This is a genomic window from Bacillus sp. NPDC060175 (genome assembly GCF_042728695.1).
Classification (GTDB): Bacteria; Bacillota; Bacilli; order Bacillales; family Bacillaceae_G; genus Bacillus_A.
This window is the reverse complement of sequence record NZ_JBHWYR010000038.1, coordinates 20,581-38,482: the sequence shown is the minus strand read 5'-3', so window position 1 is coordinate 38,482 and position 17,902 is coordinate 20,581. Positions and strand designations below refer to the sequence as shown.

The 17,902-nt window shown below is 36.8% G+C and carries 16 protein-coding genes and 1 riboswitch; all 16 genes read right to left on the bottom strand.

What is annotated here, in order from left to right; genetic code table 11:
- Positions 1–78: 78 nt before the first annotated feature.
- The 16 genes from ACFWDE_RS18555 to ACFWDE_RS18480 all read right to left on the bottom strand — a co-directional run bounded on the left by ACFWDE_RS18555 (position 79) and on the right by ACFWDE_RS18480 (position 17,494).
- Complete coding sequence (locus tag ACFWDE_RS18555; protein ID WP_002014601.1) at positions 79–873, bottom strand: TIGR00282 family metallophosphoesterase; 795 nt, start codon at positions 871–873, stop codon at positions 79–81.
- Positions 874–1,051: 178 nt separating this feature from the next.
- The gene (rny, locus tag ACFWDE_RS18550; RefSeq protein ID WP_002088045.1) at positions 1,052–2,617 is read right to left on the bottom strand and encodes a ribonuclease Y; all 1,566 of its coding nucleotides are present in this window, start codon (positions 2,615–2,617) and stop codon (positions 1,052–1,054) included.
- A gap of 483 nt (positions 2,618–3,100) precedes the next feature.
- Positions 3,101–4,132 carry a recombinase RecA gene (gene recA, locus ACFWDE_RS18545; RefSeq protein ID WP_002066764.1) on the bottom strand — a complete coding sequence of 344 codons (1,032 nt, stop codon included), beginning with the start codon at positions 4,130–4,132 and terminating at the stop codon, positions 3,101–3,103.
- A 142-nt stretch (positions 4,133–4,274) separates the two neighbouring features.
- Positions 4,275–5,513: a competence/damage-inducible protein A gene (locus ACFWDE_RS18540; RefSeq protein ID WP_377893834.1), complete on the bottom strand. Its 1,239-nt coding sequence runs from the start codon at positions 5,511–5,513 to the stop codon at positions 4,275–4,277.
- A gap of 20 nt (positions 5,514–5,533) precedes the next feature.
- Positions 5,534–6,112: a CDP-diacylglycerol--glycerol-3-phosphate 3-phosphatidyltransferase gene (gene pgsA / locus ACFWDE_RS18535; protein ID WP_002014596.1), complete on the bottom strand. Its 579-nt coding sequence runs from the start codon at positions 6,110–6,112 to the stop codon at positions 5,534–5,536.
- A gap of 63 nt (positions 6,113–6,175) precedes the next feature.
- Complete coding sequence (locus tag ACFWDE_RS18530) at positions 6,176–7,087, bottom strand: helix-turn-helix domain-containing protein (RefSeq protein ID WP_377893848.1); 912 nt, start codon at positions 7,085–7,087, stop codon at positions 6,176–6,178.
- A gap of 21 nt (positions 7,088–7,108) precedes the next feature.
- Entirely contained in the window at positions 7,109–7,894 is a 786-nt protein-coding gene (locus ACFWDE_RS18525; RefSeq protein ID WP_002146128.1) for a DUF3388 domain-containing protein, read from the bottom strand.
- 139 nt (positions 7,895–8,033) lie between these two features.
- Positions 8,034–8,282, bottom strand: coding sequence for a DUF3243 domain-containing protein (locus ACFWDE_RS18520; RefSeq protein ID WP_002146127.1), 249 nt, complete (start codon positions 8,280–8,282; stop codon positions 8,034–8,036).
- 75 nt (positions 8,283–8,357) lie between these two features.
- Positions 8,358–9,071 (bottom strand): elongation factor P 5-aminopentanone reductase, encoded by a 714-nt coding sequence (gene ymfI, locus ACFWDE_RS18515; protein ID WP_002146126.1) that lies wholly within the window; start codon positions 9,069–9,071, stop codon positions 8,358–8,360.
- Positions 9,072–9,187: 116 nt separating this feature from the next.
- Positions 9,188–10,474 carry an EF-P 5-aminopentanol modification-associated protein YfmH gene (gene yfmH, locus ACFWDE_RS18510; RefSeq protein ID WP_002014592.1) on the bottom strand — a complete coding sequence of 429 codons (1,287 nt, stop codon included), beginning with the start codon at positions 10,472–10,474 and terminating at the stop codon, positions 9,188–9,190.
- A complete protein-coding gene (gene yfmF, locus ACFWDE_RS18505; RefSeq protein ID WP_377893828.1) occupies positions 10,475–11,749 on the bottom strand; it encodes an EF-P 5-aminopentanol modification-associated protein YfmF in 1,275 nt (424 codons plus the stop codon). It abuts the gene before it with no gap.
- 210 nt (positions 11,750–11,959) lie between these two features.
- Positions 11,960–12,919, bottom strand: coding sequence for an ABC transporter permease (locus ACFWDE_RS18500; RefSeq protein ID WP_000008059.1), 960 nt, complete (start codon positions 12,917–12,919; stop codon positions 11,960–11,962).
- Positions 12,920–13,978 (bottom strand): ABC transporter permease, encoded by a 1,059-nt coding sequence (locus ACFWDE_RS18495; RefSeq protein ID WP_002146122.1) that lies wholly within the window; start codon positions 13,976–13,978, stop codon positions 12,920–12,922.
- Positions 13,971–15,503 (bottom strand): ABC transporter ATP-binding protein, encoded by a 1,533-nt coding sequence (locus ACFWDE_RS18490; protein WP_377893824.1) that lies wholly within the window; start codon positions 15,501–15,503, stop codon positions 13,971–13,973. Before ACFWDE_RS18490 ends, ACFWDE_RS18495 begins: the two co-directional genes overlap by 8 nt.
- A 108-nt stretch (positions 15,504–15,611) precedes the next feature.
- Positions 15,612–16,679 carry a BMP family lipoprotein gene (locus ACFWDE_RS18485; protein WP_002146120.1) on the bottom strand — a complete coding sequence of 356 codons (1,068 nt, stop codon included), beginning with the start codon at positions 16,677–16,679 and terminating at the stop codon, positions 15,612–15,614.
- Positions 16,680–16,768: 89 nt separating this feature from the next.
- The gene (locus ACFWDE_RS18480) at positions 16,769–17,494 is read right to left on the bottom strand and encodes a GntR family transcriptional regulator (protein WP_002146119.1); all 726 of its coding nucleotides are present in this window, start codon (positions 17,492–17,494) and stop codon (positions 16,769–16,771) included.
- A 231-nt stretch (positions 17,495–17,725) separates the two neighbouring features.
- A riboswitch (purine riboswitch) is annotated at positions 17,726–17,827 on the bottom strand.
- Between the last annotated feature and the right edge of the window lie 75 nt (positions 17,828–17,902).

Below are 17,902 nucleotides of genomic sequence, written 5' to 3'. Positions count from 1 at the left end.
GGCACGTATTCCTGCTAAATTTCTGTAATTTTTCTAAAAAATTAAAATATAACAAATTCTCTAACTTTTTATTAAAAATCAGTCAAAAAACGGCTGGTCATCATTAATTAAAATGCGCTCAATTTTCTTCGCTTTCCCTGTATTAGGATCCACATCAATTAACACTGCACTTAATTGCGTTCTACCATTCGTCACTTCAAAACGCACTGGTAAGTTCGTTAAAAACTTCTTCAATACCGCTTCGCGATCCATACCTAAAATCCCATCATATGGGCCAGTCATACCAACATCTGTAATATAAGCTGTTCCGCTTGGTAAAATACGATTATCAGCTGTAGGAACGTGTGTATGTGTACCTACTACCGCTGTAGCACGACCGTCTACGTACCAACCTAACGCCTGCTTCTCACTTGTTGTTTCAGCATGAAAATCAACAAAGATAATGTTTGTACGTTTTTTTGCAATGCTGATTAACTCATCCACTTTACGGAATGGACAATCAATTGGAGGAAGGAACGTACGTCCTTGTAAGTTAATAACTGCAACTTCTGTTCCATTACAATTTACAAAGATAAGCCCTTTTCCCGGCGTTCCTTCTGGGAAGTTAGCTGGTCTTGCAAGATATTTTGCATCATCAATAAATTCAAATACTTCACGGTTATCCCAAGCATGGTTTCCAAGCGTAACCGCTTGTGCCCCGCACTCTAAAAAGTTTCGATATATTTTTTCCGTAATTCCACGTCCACCCGCAGCATTTTCTCCATTAATAATTGTTACTGTAGGTGTATATTTTTTCTTTAATGCCGGTACGTACTGTTGAATCATGTCTCTACCAGGAGATCCTACTACATCCCCAACAAATAATATTCTCATATGTCTTACCCTTTCTATGTACTACATTTTTTATTACCATACTATAACGTGAAGCTATTTCCTTACAACAGTTACAATTTATCTATTATAAGTTTCTTTCACTTGCACACTGCTTATAAATAGTTTTCTTTATTTTACCCAATTCCAACACAAAAAAATAAAGTGGTGTTTCACCACTTTATTTTGCGTATTCCACTGCACGTGTTTCACGAATAACAGTTACTTTAATATGTCCTGGATAATCCAGTTCATTTTCAATACGTTTTCGAATATCACGAGCTAAACGATGAGCTTCTAAATCATCAATTGTATCTGGTTTTACCAGAATACGAACTTCACGTCCTGCTTGAATTGCAAAAGATTTTTCTACACCTTCATAAGACTCTGAAATCTCTTCTAACTTTTCAAGACGACGAATGTAGTTCTCAAGCGTTTCACTACGAGCCCCCGGTCTTGCAGCTGATAATGCATCTGCTGCAGCAACTAGAACTGCAATGATAGAAGTTGGTTCTGTGTCACCATGGTGAGATGCGATACTGTTTATTACAACAGGATGCTCTTTATATTTCGTTGCGAGTTCAACACCAATTTCAACGTGACTACCTTCTACTTCATGATCGATTGCTTTTCCGATATCATGTAATAGACCAGCACGTCTTGCTAGTTTTTCATCCTCACCAAGCTCCGCTGCCATAAGTCCAGTTAAATATGCAACTTCCATAGAGTGTTTTAAGACGTTTTGTCCGTAACTTGTACGGTATTTTAAACGACCTAAAATTTTAATTAAATCTGGATGTAAGCCATGAACACCCACTTCAAACGTTGTTTGCTCTCCGACTTCACGAATATACTCGTCCACTTCACGTCTTGATTTTTCGACCATCTCTTCAATACGCGCTGGGTGAATACGTCCGTCCTGTACTAGTTTATCAAGAGCGATACGAGCTGTTTCACGACGAATCGGGTCAAATCCAGATAGAATTACCGCTTCTGGTGTATCATCGATAATAAGGTCAATACCTGTTAACGTTTCTAACGTACGAATGTTACGACCTTCACGTCCGATAATACGTCCCTTCATTTCGTCATTTGGAAGATTTACAACCGAAACGGTTGTTTCAGCAACATGATCAGCTGCACATCTTTGCATTGCAAGAGATAAAATCTCTTTTGCCTTCTTATCCGCTTCTTCTTTCGCGCGAACTTCACTTTCTTTTACCATAACGGCAATTTCATGAGAAACTTCACTTTCCACTTTACCAAGAATAATTGCTTTCGCTTGTTCGCGGGTCAGATTGGAAATGCGCTCTAATTCTGTTTGTTGCTTTTGAACTAACTCTCCCACTTTGCTTTCCAACTCTTCAATCTGTTGTTGTTTCGCTACAAGAGATTCCTCTTTCTTTTCTAACTGTCGCTCGCGCTTATCGAGCGTTTCGTCTTTACGATCAAGGTTCTCTTCTTTTTGCATTAAACGATTTTCTTGTTTTTGTAATTCGCTTCTACGGTCACGAATTTCTAATTCAGCTTCTGTACGAAGTGTATGAATTTCATCCTTTGCTTCTAAAAGCGCTTCTTTCTTAAGTGCTTCAGCATCACGATTCGCTTCGTCTAGAATACGTTTTGCTTCATTAGCTGCACCATTAATCTTCGCTTCAGCAATAGACTTTCGAACAAAAAAGCCAACAACTGCACCGACTGTTGCAAGCAAAATGGAGATGAGTATCCAAACTGTACTACTACTCATGATTTCACCTCCCCTTGCTATGAATGAAAAAAGACTGTCGGCATGTACATTGAATTACAACGTACAGCAAAGACCGTCGTCCCGCTTTTTTAAGGGACTTTCTTCATTTCACAATTAAAATGTCATATTATTATTTCGGCAAGATTTAAGTCTTACTCCGAATATTACTTCTCTTCTTGAGAAGAGTATATCGTATATAAGAAAAAATATACATTCTCATTGTATCTATCGCAATTTTCATTGTCAAGCGTTGTCTACTTTTACTTTCTTTACCTTCAGCCCTGAATCTTATATGGATTAAAAAAACAGACGGCATATTATCCTGGAAAACCTTAGAAAATCCCAATTCATTCACTTAAAATATATGAATATTCCCCTTTACACATAGCCTTTTGGATAGAATAAATATTTTATCTCCAGCTATATACAACGCTTTCATAGTGGATTAAAAAATAAAAGACACGGGACCGTGTCTTTTATTTTTTAATCTTGACGAGTTGAATCTTCCGTGTCTTCAACACCAGAGTTTTCACCAATTCCGTGATGTTCACGAACAAAGAAGGCAATTTCCTCTCTTAAATCCGTATTCTCTTTTAAGAATTGCTTCGAATTTTCACGACCTTGTCCTAAGCGTTCTTCATTATAAGAGTACCAAGCACCGCTCTTTTGAACGATATCAAGTTCAGAAGCCATATCTAAGATTTCACCTTCTCTTGAAATACCTTCTCCGTACATAATATCAACTTCAGCAACACGGAATGGCGGTGCTACTTTATTTTTAACTACTTTTATTTTCGTTTTATTACCAACAATATCGTTACCTTGCTTTAACTGCTCAGCACGACGTACTTCAAGACGGACAGTTGAATAGAATTTCAACGCACGACCACCTGGAGTTGTTTCTGGGTTCCCGAACATAACCCCAACTTTTTCACGAATTTGGTTGATAAAGATTGCGATTGTTTTTGATTTGTTGATTGCACCTGAAAGTTTACGAAGTGCTTGTGACATTAAACGTGCTTGTAAACCAACGTGAGAGTCACCCATGTCCCCTTCAATCTCAGCTTTCGGTACAAGAGCTGCTACAGAGTCAATTACGATAATATCAACCGCGCCACTTCGTACAAGTGCTTCTGCGATTTCTAGTCCTTGCTCCCCTGTATCAGGCTGTGATAATAGTAATTCATCGATGTTAACACCTAATTTTTGTGCATATACAGGATCCATCGCATGCTCCGCATCGATGAACGCCGCTTGTCCACCTTGACGCTGCACTTCCGCGATTGCGTGTAATGAAACTGTTGTTTTACCTGAACTTTCAGGTCCATAAATTTCAATAACACGGCCACGTGGGTATCCGCCTACCCCTAGTGCCACATCAAGTGCTAAAGAACCACTTGAAATTGTAGAAATTCTACGCTCCGCTTGTTCTCCTAATTTCATAATTGAACCTTTACCGAATTGCTTCTCTATTTGTTTTAACGCCATATCTAATGCCGCTTGACGATCGCTCATTCAAAATTCCTCCTTAACTAAATTGCTAATCTCATTATACCTATTTTCAATTCAATTTGCCAACAAAAATCGAACATTTATTCGATTTTTTATTTTATATCGAATAAAACTAGATTTCCCCACAAAAAAAGCTAGAAGAAATTTATATCTCTTCTAGCTTTTTAAATAAATGATAAAATCCATATTTTGTAGAGCGTTCTCTAATTTGTTGACGACTTCCACTTAAATTAAGCGAGAAGACTACAGCTGGTTCATCTTTAATCGCCAATCCAACAAATACTGTTCCTGGCTCTTTATGCTCTGAAGCATCCGGTCCTGCCACCCCAGTGAAACTAATCCCGATATCTGCTTTTAACAGTTTCTTTACATTTTCAGCAAGATAACGAGCACACTGTTTACTAACCGCGCCGTCAGTGCGTAACACTTCTTCAGGTACATGTAAAATTTGTTGCTTCACATCATTTTGATAACAAATGACACCGCCTTTAAATACAGACGAAACACCAGCATTTTCTGTTACTTGATTTCCAAAAAGACCACCTGTTAAACTTTCTGCACATGCTAAAGTTAACCCTTTTTCCTTCAATAGCCTTATTGCCTTGTAATGAAGGAAATCTTGGTCATATCCGTAGAAAAATTCTCCTACTTTTTCTAAAATCAAATCTTCCACATGCTGAATCAGTTTCTCCGCCTCATCAGCATCATGATGTTTGGCAGTTAAACGTAATGTCACTTCTCCATCATTTGCGAGTGGTGCAATGGTTGGATTCGTTTGATCATCAATTAAATCTTGAACTTTCACCTCTAATTGAGATTCCCCAATACCAAAAAAACGAAGAACACGAGAATAAATATTTTCCCCCGTTGTAAACTTACATAAAAAAGGCTCTACGTAACTTATATACATCGGCTTCATTTCTTTTGGTGGTCCTGGTAATAAAATATAAACTTTTCCGTTCTTATTTAACCCCATACCAGGCGCCATACCGTGATCATTCGCAAATACAGTCGATCCATTTAAAACGAGCGCCTGCTTTTTATTATTCTCTGTAAATTCACGGCCTGTACGCTTAAAATAATCGCTTATCGATGTTAATGCCTTTTCATCATACACAAGCTCTTCATCTAAACTAGACGCTATTGTTTCTTTCGTTAAATCATCTTTTGTCGGTCCTAATCCACCTGTAAAAATGAGCATATCAGCTCGTTCTTCAGCCAATTCAATTGCCTTCTGTAATCGCTTGTTATTATCCCCAACAACAGTATGGTAGTACACGTTAATTCCGATTGAAGCTAACTTTTCAGATAAAAACTGGGCATTTGTATTTGCAATTTGTCCAAGTAATAATTCCGTTCCAACCGCAATAATTTCAGCATTCATCCCAATTCCCCCATAAACTTCTATTTTGAGTTTACAAAAGCATCTTTATTTTTCCAGAAATAATCCCATCCTGAAATAACGGTAAAGAATAATGCAATCCATATGAAAATATCTGCAACTGGAATATGAAGTAGATTTAACGGTACATCATGTAATAAGTATGCTGCAATCGCAATAATTTGTGTCCATGTCTTAATTTTCCCTAGCTGATTTGCTGCAACTACTTCCCCTGTCCCAGCAAGTACAAGGCGTAAACCTGTTACTGCAAACTCACGGCTTATAATTACAATAACGATCCAAGCAGGTACATATTGCATTTCTACCAATGTGATAAGTGCTGCCGAAACAAGTAATTTATCTGCTAACGGGTCAAGGAATTTCCCTAAATTCGTTACAAGATTATACTTTCTTGCATAATGTCCATCAATCCAATCTGTAGCCGAAGCAATAATAAAGATAAGTGCCCCTACTAAATGTTGAATTGGTAACTCTACATCACCAATTATAAATGAGCCCCACTCAAAGGGCGCTAACATAATTACCATAAAAATTGGAATTAAGAAGATTCTAGATATTGTAATTTTATTTGGTAAATTCACAGCTATTCCTCCATCATGTCAAAAACATTTGTTCATTGAAAAAAGTCATCGAAGCGATGACTGTTATTGCGCAGCTTGCCCTATCCCTTGGTTTTTTATCACCAATCTTTGGTGAAGTTCTTTTGCTGGATCCAATGGGAAAGCAACCACTTGACCATTCAGTTTAACTTCAACATTCGTTGCATTTCCAATATTAAGTCGCACTTCTTTTACTGTTGATAAATCACGTTTTTCTATTTGGCCACCTTGTACTGTAGTGTTTAGAATTTCGTTCCCAGCATCATCTTTAACATCTACATAACTCGCACCTTTACCCGATATTTCCAGTTCTAATGTTTTATTATTATGAATTTCCAAAGTAGATACCTTACCAGTTGTTCCAACTACCTTCACTTCTTGTTGTCCAGTTGGTTGCACCGGTTGTTCCTCTTTCTTTGGCTCTTCTTTCTTTGGTTCTTCTTTTTTAGGTTCTTCTGCTTTCACTTCATCTTTCTTCGTATCTAGCGGAGAATCTTTTGCTTTTTGAACTTCAATTTTCTCACCTTGAGCATTCGGAACTTGCCTATCATCTTTTCCAGTTAACGCTTGAATAACAAACCAGACTACCACTCCAAATGCGATTACTAACAACACAATCAAAATTTTTGGCATATGATCTGCAATTGGCCATGATGAAGATTTTTGCATTGTTTCTTGTGTTTTTTGTCCAGTTGATACTTGTGGAACTTCACGATTTTCAGATTGTGGTATCGTACTCTGATATTCTACAAGCAGTTCCTCTCCATTTAATCCAACAGCATCTGCATATTGTTTAATGAATGCACGCGCATAAAAAGCTCCTGGCAACACATCATAATTGCCTTCTTCAATCGCTACTAAATGGCGTTTTTGAATTTTTGTAATCTCATGCAGCTGATCAATAGCCAAGCCTTTCGCTTCTCTTGCTTCTGTCAGCTTTTGTCCTAATTCCGTCACTACTAACACCTCAATATTTCTTTAAAAGTCGAACATAGAGAAATTATTTCGCGTACCTTGCTCAATTTCATCTACTAAATTATATTGAATTTCTTCATCATAATCGTTACGCAATTCGATAATATAATCAAAATCATCCAATGTATATTCTGACTGACTCACAAACACATCCGGATGTTCCACAACTTTCGTTGCAGGCAATCTCATAATTTCACGAACGAGCTGCCAGTGTCTTTCATTAGCACGCTTTGTCGACACAATTCCATCTAGTATGAAAATATTATCGTCGCTATACTCATCTTCAATCAATTGGCTACGAACAGTTTGCTTAATGAGAGTAGATGATACGAATAACCATCTCTTATTTGCACAAACACTTGCGGCAACAATAGATTCTGTTTTTCCGACACGAGGCATTCCTCGTATCCCAATTAGTTTATGACCTTCTTTTTTCATTATCTCCGCCATAAAGTCTACAAGTAATCCTAATTCATCACGCACAAATCGAAATGTTTTCTTATCATCTGCATCTCGTTGTATGTACCTACCATGTCTAACTGCTAGCTTATCTCTAAGCTTTGGCGGACGATATTTCGTTACCGTTATATTATCCATCGTATTTAAAATTGATTCAAGTCTAGAGATTTGTTCTTGATTATCACACATAAGCAAAAGTCCGCGTCGTGCATTATCTACACCATTAATTGTGACAATATTGATGCCAAGCATACCGATTAACGAAGAAACGTCACCAAGTAAGCCAGGTCGGTTTTTATGTATTTCATATTCAAAATACCATTCAATCATCCAAAATCACTCCCCCACGCTTACTTTACACCTACGTACTATATTATATGATTTCACCTTAATAGGGAAGCTAAATGTATAATCTATTCGTCCTAATTATTATACAAAAAAAGTAGAGAGGAGCTTCTCCTCTCTACTTTTACTTATGTTGTACAAACTTCACCATTAAATTTGCGATTATATGTTGCTCTTGTTCATCAGCAACTTTCCAAAGCTCAGCTAATAATTTTTCTTGATCATTGCGAGCTTCTACTTCATTTGCTAAATAATCACCAACACGAAATGCCATATCTGATACGGCACCACCATCAAGCCCTTTTCCCCCCGCTTGTTCTAAACGTTCTCCTAAAAAGCTCTTCCACTGATCAAAATTATCTAACACTGACATGTTTAAGCACCTCACTATTGAGTAATAGAATCATGCTTAATTTGTCCATTTTTTTATTTTTTATGTAAGAAATTTTTAACAATGCCAACCGCCATTGACTCCAATAATTTGCCCCGTAATATAAGAAGCTCCTGGCGAAACAAGGAAGGAGATTGTTTTTGCTACCTCTTCGGGTAGTCCTATTCTACCTAATGGAATATCTTCAGCAATTTCATTTTTATCATCTTCTGAAAATACATTTAACATTTCTGTTTCGATCGCACCTGGCGCTACCGCATTAACGCGCAATCCACTTAAAGAAACTTCTTTCGCTAAAGCCTTCACATATGAATTTTGTGCACCTTTCACCATTGAGTACAGCACCTCACAAGATGCTCCTATTTGCCCCCAAATGGATGAAATAATGACAACATTACCACTTCTCCGCCCGATCATCGGTGGAAGCGCCATCGATAAAAGTCTATATACACTCTTCACTTGAAGCTCCACCATATAATCTAATTCTTCATTCGTAACATCTGTTACTAATCCAAAGATACTCTTTCCAGCTGCGTATACAATAACATCAATAGGATGTTCGATTTGTCCCCACAATTCCTCCGCTCCATCGATAGAAGCTAAATTTGCTTGCACAGGAATCACTACATCAAATTCCTTTTGTAACTCCCTTACCTTCTCTTCGCTTTTATTGTAATGAATATAGACTATATAACCATCCTCGATTAACTGCTTCGAAATAGCAGAGCCAATCCCTCCGCTTCCTCCAGTTACTAATGCATACTTTTTCATAAATTCCCTCTCTTATCTTTTATGTATAAATAAATAATACCCTCATCTTACCATTTGGCAATAACCAAACGTTAGATGAGGGATATAGATACTGCGTTTTTAATTCAAATATTACTTCACTTTTTTGGTAACACTTGGCAGACACTCATTTTCTCTTCAATTAATAGTGTTTTTGCTGCTTGTTGTAGGTCTTGAACAGTCAATCCTTCTAACACTGTAAGAGCATCAAATAAACTAGATTCATTAAACGCATATCGTGTAAACTGATTTGCAATATATTCAGGTGAATTCAACGATCGTAAAAATCCACCAATTTTCTTTTTCTTCACCCGTTCCAGCGCAGTCTCATCTAACTGATCATAATTCGTTTGTAGTAAAATACCTTTTAATCGCTCTGCCAATTCATCAGGGTGCTTCGTATCTCCACCAACCATTGCAAAACCGAAGTTATTTTCTTCTGTATAGTCATACGAGAACGAATCATCAATAAGACCTTCATTATATAAAGATTCGTAATGAACTGACCCTTTTCCAAATAAATAATCTAAAAGTAATGTAAGCGCAATTTCTTGTTTTAACAGGGCTTGCCCTTTTTCTTTTAAATTCGTTGCCTTAATACCAACTAAACATTTTGGAGTTTGAACAGGCATTGAAATAATCTTTTTCTTTTCATTTACTTCTTCTGGTTCCTCTTCAAAAGAGCGAACGATTTCCGGTTGATTTTCGTAATCTTTTTTCGCTTGATTTTCACGAACTAAATCCATTGTTTTTTCAGGATCAATCGCTCCAACAACAAATAATAACATGTTGCTCGGATGGTAAAAAGTCTCATAACATTCATACAGTAGGTCTTTTGTAATTTTACTAATAGACTCAATCGTCCCTGCAATATCAATTTTAATTGGATGTTTCACAAACAAACTATCGATTAACCCAAAGTATAAACGCCAGTCTGGGTTATCTTGGTACATTTGAATTTCTTGACCGATAATACCTTTTTCTTTTTCAACCGTTTTTTCAGAGAAATACGGTTCTTGTACAAAGTCTAACAACGTATTTAAATTTCTCTCTACATTTGATGTACAGGAAAAGAGATAAGCGGTTCTTGTAAAAGATGTAAAAGCGTTAGCTGAAGCACCTTGTTTACTAAACAATTGAAACGCGTCATGGTCCTCTTTTTCAAACAATTTATGCTCAAGGAAATGAGCAATTCCATCTGGTACACGAGTCATGTCTTCTTTTCCAAGCGGAACAAATGTATTATCAACAGAACCGTACTTCGTCGTAAATGTTGCAAATGTTTTGTTGAAGCCTTGTTTCGGTAAGATATATACGTCTAATCCATTCGGAAGTTTTTCATAATATAGCGTCTCTTTTAATTGCTCATATACAATTTTCTCCATTTATTCTCCCTCCGTTCCATGTAAAAAGTAAATTGTATCTAGTTCAATATTATTAGCAACTTTCACAATCTCTTCTTTCGTCACGTTTTCTATGCCCGTTAGCCATTCTTCAACTGGACGCGTACGCTCTGAGATTACCCCGTGATAAAGCATTTCAACAAAACCACGTGGTGTATCAATTGCCTCTAAGATTTGATTTTGAATTACACTTTTCGTTTGCTGAATCTCTTCCTCTGAAAAATCACCGCTTTGCATTGCTTTCATCTGTTCTTTAATAATTTCAACAGCTTTTTCAAAGTTCTTCGCTTCAATCCCAGACATAACGAAGAGCAAACCTTTATGACTTTCAAATCTCGATGCTGCATAGTACGCTAAACTATTTTTTTCACGGACATTTACGAATAACTTCGAATGAGAAAACCCTCCAAATAATCCGTTAAACAATTGTAATGCGAAATACTCTTCATCTTTATACGTAATGAATGTGCGATAGCCTATATTTAATTTACTTTGCTTTAGTTCTTGTTTTTCAACAATTTCTTTTTCTTCATTATTTCGTTTATGAAGAAGTACATTTCTCTCTTTCATAGCGCGAGGTGAAATCGAAAAATACTTATTTACAAGCTCCACGGCATCTTCTGAAATGTCACCAATGATATATAAATCCATTTCATCTTCAGCTAACACTTTTTGATAATATTGATACAAACTTTCATTTGTAATAGAAGCTACACTTTCTTTTTTTCCATTTGCACTTAAGCGATATGGTTCTACTTTGCACATTTCTTCAATTAAACGCTCGTTTGCATAACGCATTTTATCATCATAAGTAGCTTCAATTCGTTGCAAGAGTGCTCGTTTCTCACTTTCTACAATAGAAGATAAAAAACCGTCCCCTTCTATTGCTGGATTTAAAACAATATCAGATAACATAGAAAGCGCCTTTTCAAATAACGGTGGTGCATCGCGTAAATATGTTTCATTTGCAATGTCTACATAAATAGAGATGATATGGTCTTCCCCTTTTTTACTTACATCTACCGCTAAAGAAGATCCATATAATTCTTCTAAATATTGACGAAGACGAATTACAGAAGGCAGTTTTTCTGTCGCACTTTGCAATACGTACGGCAATAGAGCACGCTCTGTCACCGTCTCCTCATTTAAAGGTGCTTTAAAACGAAATACAAAGGTATTCGTTTTAAATTTATCAGTCGGAATAATATGTACTCGCAAGCCACCTAATTCATGCAGTTGCTGTTCCATTAGTTTCATTAATAGCCCTCCTTTACGTATGTAGGAATATTCCTCTTCAATATACAGTTTTTAGAAATAAAAAATCAACTTTTCTTCCTTATTATGCTTACATTTGAGTCTTTCTAAAAACTTTAATATGTAAGGAACATAGTAAAATTCCGTATTAAATATATTCTATGTAAAAAAGCCCGCACTAATGTGCGAGCTTTTCTTATACTTTCTAAATACTCATCGTTTTCCTTTTTCATAAGGCGTTCCTAATGCTTTCGGAGCTTCAGATCGGCCTACAAAACCAACAAGTGCTAATATTGTAAATACATACGGTAATATCGTTAAGAATACACTTGGAATTTCTTTTAATACAGGAATTGTACCACCTGTTATCCCAAGTGATTGAGCAAACCCGAAGAACAGTGCTGCTCCAAGAGCACCAAGTGGATTCCATTTACCAAAGATCATAGCTGCTAGTGCTAAGAAACCTTGTCCAGTAATTGTAGCACCTGAGAAGTTACCAGAAATCGACATTGCGAAGACCGCACCACCCACTCCTGCAAACATTCCAGATATACAAACTGCAATATAACGCATTTTATATACATTAATCCCCATCGTATCTGCTGCCATTGGATGTTCACCAACAGCACGAAGACGAAGACCGAATGGTGTTTTATAAATAATGTACCAGACAACAAAAGCTAAAATAATAGCAATATACGATGTTAACGGTACATTTGAGAAAAAGATTTTCCCGATTACCGGAATATCCGAAAGTCCTGGAACATCGATTTTTTCAATTCGGTATTGAATAAAATCAGTCTGTCCTTTACCAAAGATTTTCTTAATCGCAAATACTGTTAAACCGAGAGCCAAAAAGTTAATCGCTACCCCGCTTACTACTTGATCCGCGCGGAATGTAATGGATGCTACTGCGTGAAGAAGTGCAAATAATCCGCTACCAATAGCTGCAAATAATAGTGCAATCCAAGGAGTCATTGCTCCCCACGTATCACCCATTAATAACGTTGTAACGATACCAGTAAATGCACCAAATAACATTAAACCTTCTAATGCTATATTTACAACCCCAGAACGTTCACTGAACACTCCACCTAACGCCGTAAAAATAAGTGGCGCTGCCGTATATAACGTACCAGTCACAAGAATGGCTAAAATATCTATAAAGCTCATTTATTTCCCCTCCTTGCTCATGCGTGTAAGTGCCCAGCGTAAAACATAACTGCAAGCAACAAAGAAAATAATACATGCAATAATAACATTAATTAACTCAGAAGGTACATCTGCTTCAAAATTCATTTGCGGGGCTGCACTTTTCAAACCACCGAACAGTAAAGCCGATAATAATATACCAAACGGATTATTTCCTCCAAGAAGAGCTACCGCAATCCCATCGAATCCAATACCAGTAAACGATGTCATTGCCGTCATACTTTGGAATGTTCCTAGACCTTCCATTGCCCCACCAATTCCAGCAAAAGCGCCAGCAATTGTCATTGATAATACAACATTACGAGAGACTTTCATCCCTGCATATTGCGATGCATTTTGGTTAAAACCAACCGATTTCAACTCATATCCTAACGTAGTTCTATCTAATAAGAACCACATTACAATAGCAATTAAAATAGCTACAACAATTCCCCAGTGCAAACGAGATCCATCTGTCAATGAAGATAGCCAATCAGAAGCTAATGAAGCACTCGCTTGTACATCATAAGATTTCTCATTACCTTCATGTATAAAACGTTTAATAAGATCATACGTAACATAAAGTGCAATGTAGTTCATCATAATTGTGACAATTACTTCATTTACTTTAAGCTTTCCTTTTAAATATCCAGGTATAAACCCCCATAAACCACCGGCAATCGCGGCTACTAAAATAGATAACGGAATATGCAAAAATGCTGGTAACGACACTGCATATCCAAACCAGACAGCGGCAAGCCATCCAACTAATAATTGTCCTTCTACCCCAATGTTAAAAAGACCTGTACGAAACGCAAATGCAACAGACAGACCAGCTAACACAAGTGGAATCATCGTACGTAGCGTCTCACCGATAGCCTGCGGATTTCCAACCATTCCTTCCCAAAGCGCTGCATACCCAACAATTGGATCATATCCACTAACTAACATTACAATGGCACCAACAAGTAAACCAAAAATAACGGATAATACAGGAACTAAAATGTTAATTGTTCGCTCCGTTAAAAATTTTTTAGCCATTTGTATTCACCTTCGCTTTCTCCGTTCCGCCAGCCATCAACAAACCAAGCTGTTGTTCATTTGTTTCTTTCGCATCGACAATTGCTACAATTTTCCCTTCATATATAACAGCAACTCGATCACTTACATTTAAAATTTCATCCAGTTCTAGCGATAGAAGTAATACCGCTTTCCCATTATCTCTCTGCTCGATTAATTTTTTATGAATAAATTCAATCGCACCTACATCTAAACCACGTGTTGGCTGTGCTGCAATTAATAAATCTGGATTACGATCTACTTCACGTGCAATGATAGCTTTCTGCTGATTTCCACCTGATAGAGCACGCGCTAATGTTTGTTCACTAGGTGTACGTACATCAAACTGTTCAATAAGCGCCTTTGCTTTCTCTGTGATTTTGCTAAAATTTAAAATCCCCTTCTTAGAAAATGGGTTTTTATAGTACGTTTGCAAAACTATATTGTCTTTAACAGAAAAATCGAGAACTAGCCCGTGTTTATGACGGTCTTCTGGAATATGACCAATTCCTTCCTCTGTAATTCTTCGAACAGGCCAATTCGTTATTTCTTTTCCTTTAATTGCAATAGAACCTGACTCAACTTTTCGTAAACCAGTAATCGCCTCTATTAATTCACTTTGCCCATTTCCATCAATCCCTGCAATCCCAACAATTTCTCCTGCACGAACAGTTAAGTCAAGGCCTTTTACAGCAGGTAATTGGCGTGCATCATGAACGACAAGATTCGCAACAGACAGAACCTCTTCTTTCGGTTTGGCCTCTATTTTTTCTGTTTTAAAATTCACTTGACGTCCGACCATTAATTCTGCAAGTTTATGTTCATCCATTTTCGCAACGTCAACTGTACCAATCCCTTTACCTTTACGAATAATTGTACAACGATCGCAAACTTCCATAATTTCTTTCAACTTATGTGTAATAAGAACGATAGACTTCCCTTCTTGCACAAGCTTTTTCATAATTTGAATCAACTCATGAATTTCTTGAGGGGTTAACACTGCAGTCGGTTCATCAAATATTAAAATCTCCGCACCACGATAAAGTGTCTTTAATATTTCAACCCTTTGCTGCATCCCAACCGAAATATCTTCAATCTTTGCATATGGATCAACAGCTAAACCGTACTGTTCAGATAATTGTTTAATTTCTTTTGCAGCCTCTTCAACAGCGATTTTCCCTTTTCTCTTTGGCTCATTTCCTAGAATAATATTCTCTGTAACTGTAAAATTATGAACAAGCATAAAATGCTGATGGACCATCCCAATTCCAAGGTCATTTGCTATATTCGGATTTGTAATTTTTACAGGTTTCCCTTTAATTTTAATCTCTCCCTGTTCTGGTTGATACAAACCGAACAGTACATTCATTAGCGTTGATTTCCCTGCACCATTTTCTCCAAGTAAAGCATGTATTTCTCCCTGTTTTACTTGCAGCGTAATATCATCATTCGCCACAATGCCTGGGAATACTTTTGTAATATTGTTCATCTCAATTACGTATTCCATTTTGTTCCTCCTTCTAGCAGGGAACACTCCCCAATTACACTCTATTAAAAGTATTTTTATATATACAAAGGTTAGTTCTAAGAACTAACCTTTGCTATTGCTCTATCATTATTTCTTTAGAGCAGCTTCGTATGCTTTATATTCATCATCAGTCGCAGGTACTTTAATTTCACCAGCAGTGATTTTCTTCTCAAACTCTTCTACTTTTGTTAAAATTTCTGGGTTTACTTTTTTCACATTGTCAGTTGTTTTCGCAATGCCGACACCTTCATCCTTTAAGCCAAACTCTTCTACTTTACCGCCTTTTAACTTACCATCTTTCGCTTCTTGTGCCACTTTTGCAACTGCAATATCAACACGTTTTACCATTGAAGTTAAAGTTACGTTTTCAGGCATACCTTCTTGGTTTTGATCACGGTCAACACCGATTACCCAAACGTTTTCACCTTTTTTCTTGCGGTTTTTCGCTTCTGTGAATACACCGTTACCAGTTGCACCTGAAGCGTGATAAATTACGTCAACACCTTGACCGTACATTGCTGAAGCTAATACAGATCCTTTTTCTGGCTTATCAAACGCATCAGCATATTGTGATACAATTTCGATATTTGGATTTACTGCTTTTGCACCAGCTTTAAAACCTGATTCGAATTTTGTAATTAATGGACTCTTCACACCACCAACGAAACCAACTTTATTTGATTTTGTTGTCATTGCTGCTACAGCCCCAACTAGGAATGAACCTTCATGGTCTTTAAATGTAATACTTGTTACATTCGGCTTCTTTACAACTGTATCTACAATCGCAAATTGTTCTTTCGGATACTGTTCAGCGACCTTTTCGATTGATTTTTCCATTAAGTATCCAATACCAAATGTTGTGTTATAATTATCTTTCGCAAATTTCGTTAAATTCGGGATATAGTCTGCATCTTTACTTGATTGAAGATAACGGTATCCTTCATTTTTCTTTAAATTGTTGTCTTTACCAAATTTCGTTAAACCTTCCCAAGCTGATTGGTTAAATGATTTGTCATCAACGCCCCCAACATCAGTAACCATACCAACTTTGAACTCTTTTTTGTCGCTACTCTCTTTATCCGAGTTACCACATGCACCTAACACCGCACTTGCTGCTAACGTTAACGATAATAAAAGACCTGTTTTTTTCTTCATACTAGAAACCCCTCCTGAAATGATTTGTCTATTGATTCATACGCTGCTGTCCCTACTTCTTGCTGTCACCTCCCTAAAAAGGAACTTACCTACATACGTTTTCTTAATACGTGGAAGCTAAACTTGTCAGCTCTAAAGTAATTAATAGAATATAAGATTGGCTCATCATTTTGGTCATAGTGCATTTGTTTTAAAACTAGCAATGCTGTCTCAGGTTCACATTCTAAAATCGGTGAAATTTTCGGATGATAACCTATTGGCTCAATGTGAGCAACTGCGTATGTGATTCGCTTGTGCGTATTATTATGTATTACTGTAAGCAGCGATTCCTCATTGTATCCCGATAAATCTGGTAATATCTCTTTTGCCAGTTTATCAATGCAATATACAACTGGTTCCCCATCCGCTGTACGAACACGCTCGATCATTACTGCACTAAAGCCATCTTCACAATTGAATTTCTCTTTTTCTTCTTCTGTTAAAGTTGTTGTAGATGATGATAAAAAGATTGTTTCCGGTGTTTTCCCCACACTAGAAATCATATCTGTAATACTAGAAAGCTGCTCTATTCCAGAAGAAAATAACGGTTTCGCATTTACAAATGTCCCTACACCATGTCTACGAATAACAACATTTTCTTCTTCTAAAATGCGTAGTGCTTCCCTTAAAGTTGCCCTACTTACACCAAGTTCTTTCGCTAGATCAAACTCTGAAGGTAACTTTTGCTTTTCTTTGTAAGCCCCATCTTTAATTTTTCCTTTGATGTGATCAATCACCCGCAAATATAGGTGACGACTATCGGATTTTACTGACATAAGACTCCCCCGCATTTCAATTATTCGACCTCTGATGTAAGACTTCTTTTCTCTTTTTTCAACTTACAACACAGCATAATTACTAAATACTAAAAATAAGTGTAATTATCGAACAAATATTAATAATTTTTCAAGGTGAAATTTTCACTCTTTATTCCATAAAAAAAACTTTGCACCATAAACATTCCTCATATCGAGAAAAAGTTCGGCACAAAGATCCCTTACATCCTTTGTTACACACTTTTCCCCCATAGTCTAGCAATTCATGGTTGCCAGGTAGAAACTTATGGACCTTATCTCCAAGATTATATGAGGCAGTGATTCTTTTCGAAGTAATCTTACCACTTGCTCCCATATGTGTCAACAGAATTCAACATTTTTCTACATTAAATATCGAACGTTTCGAAA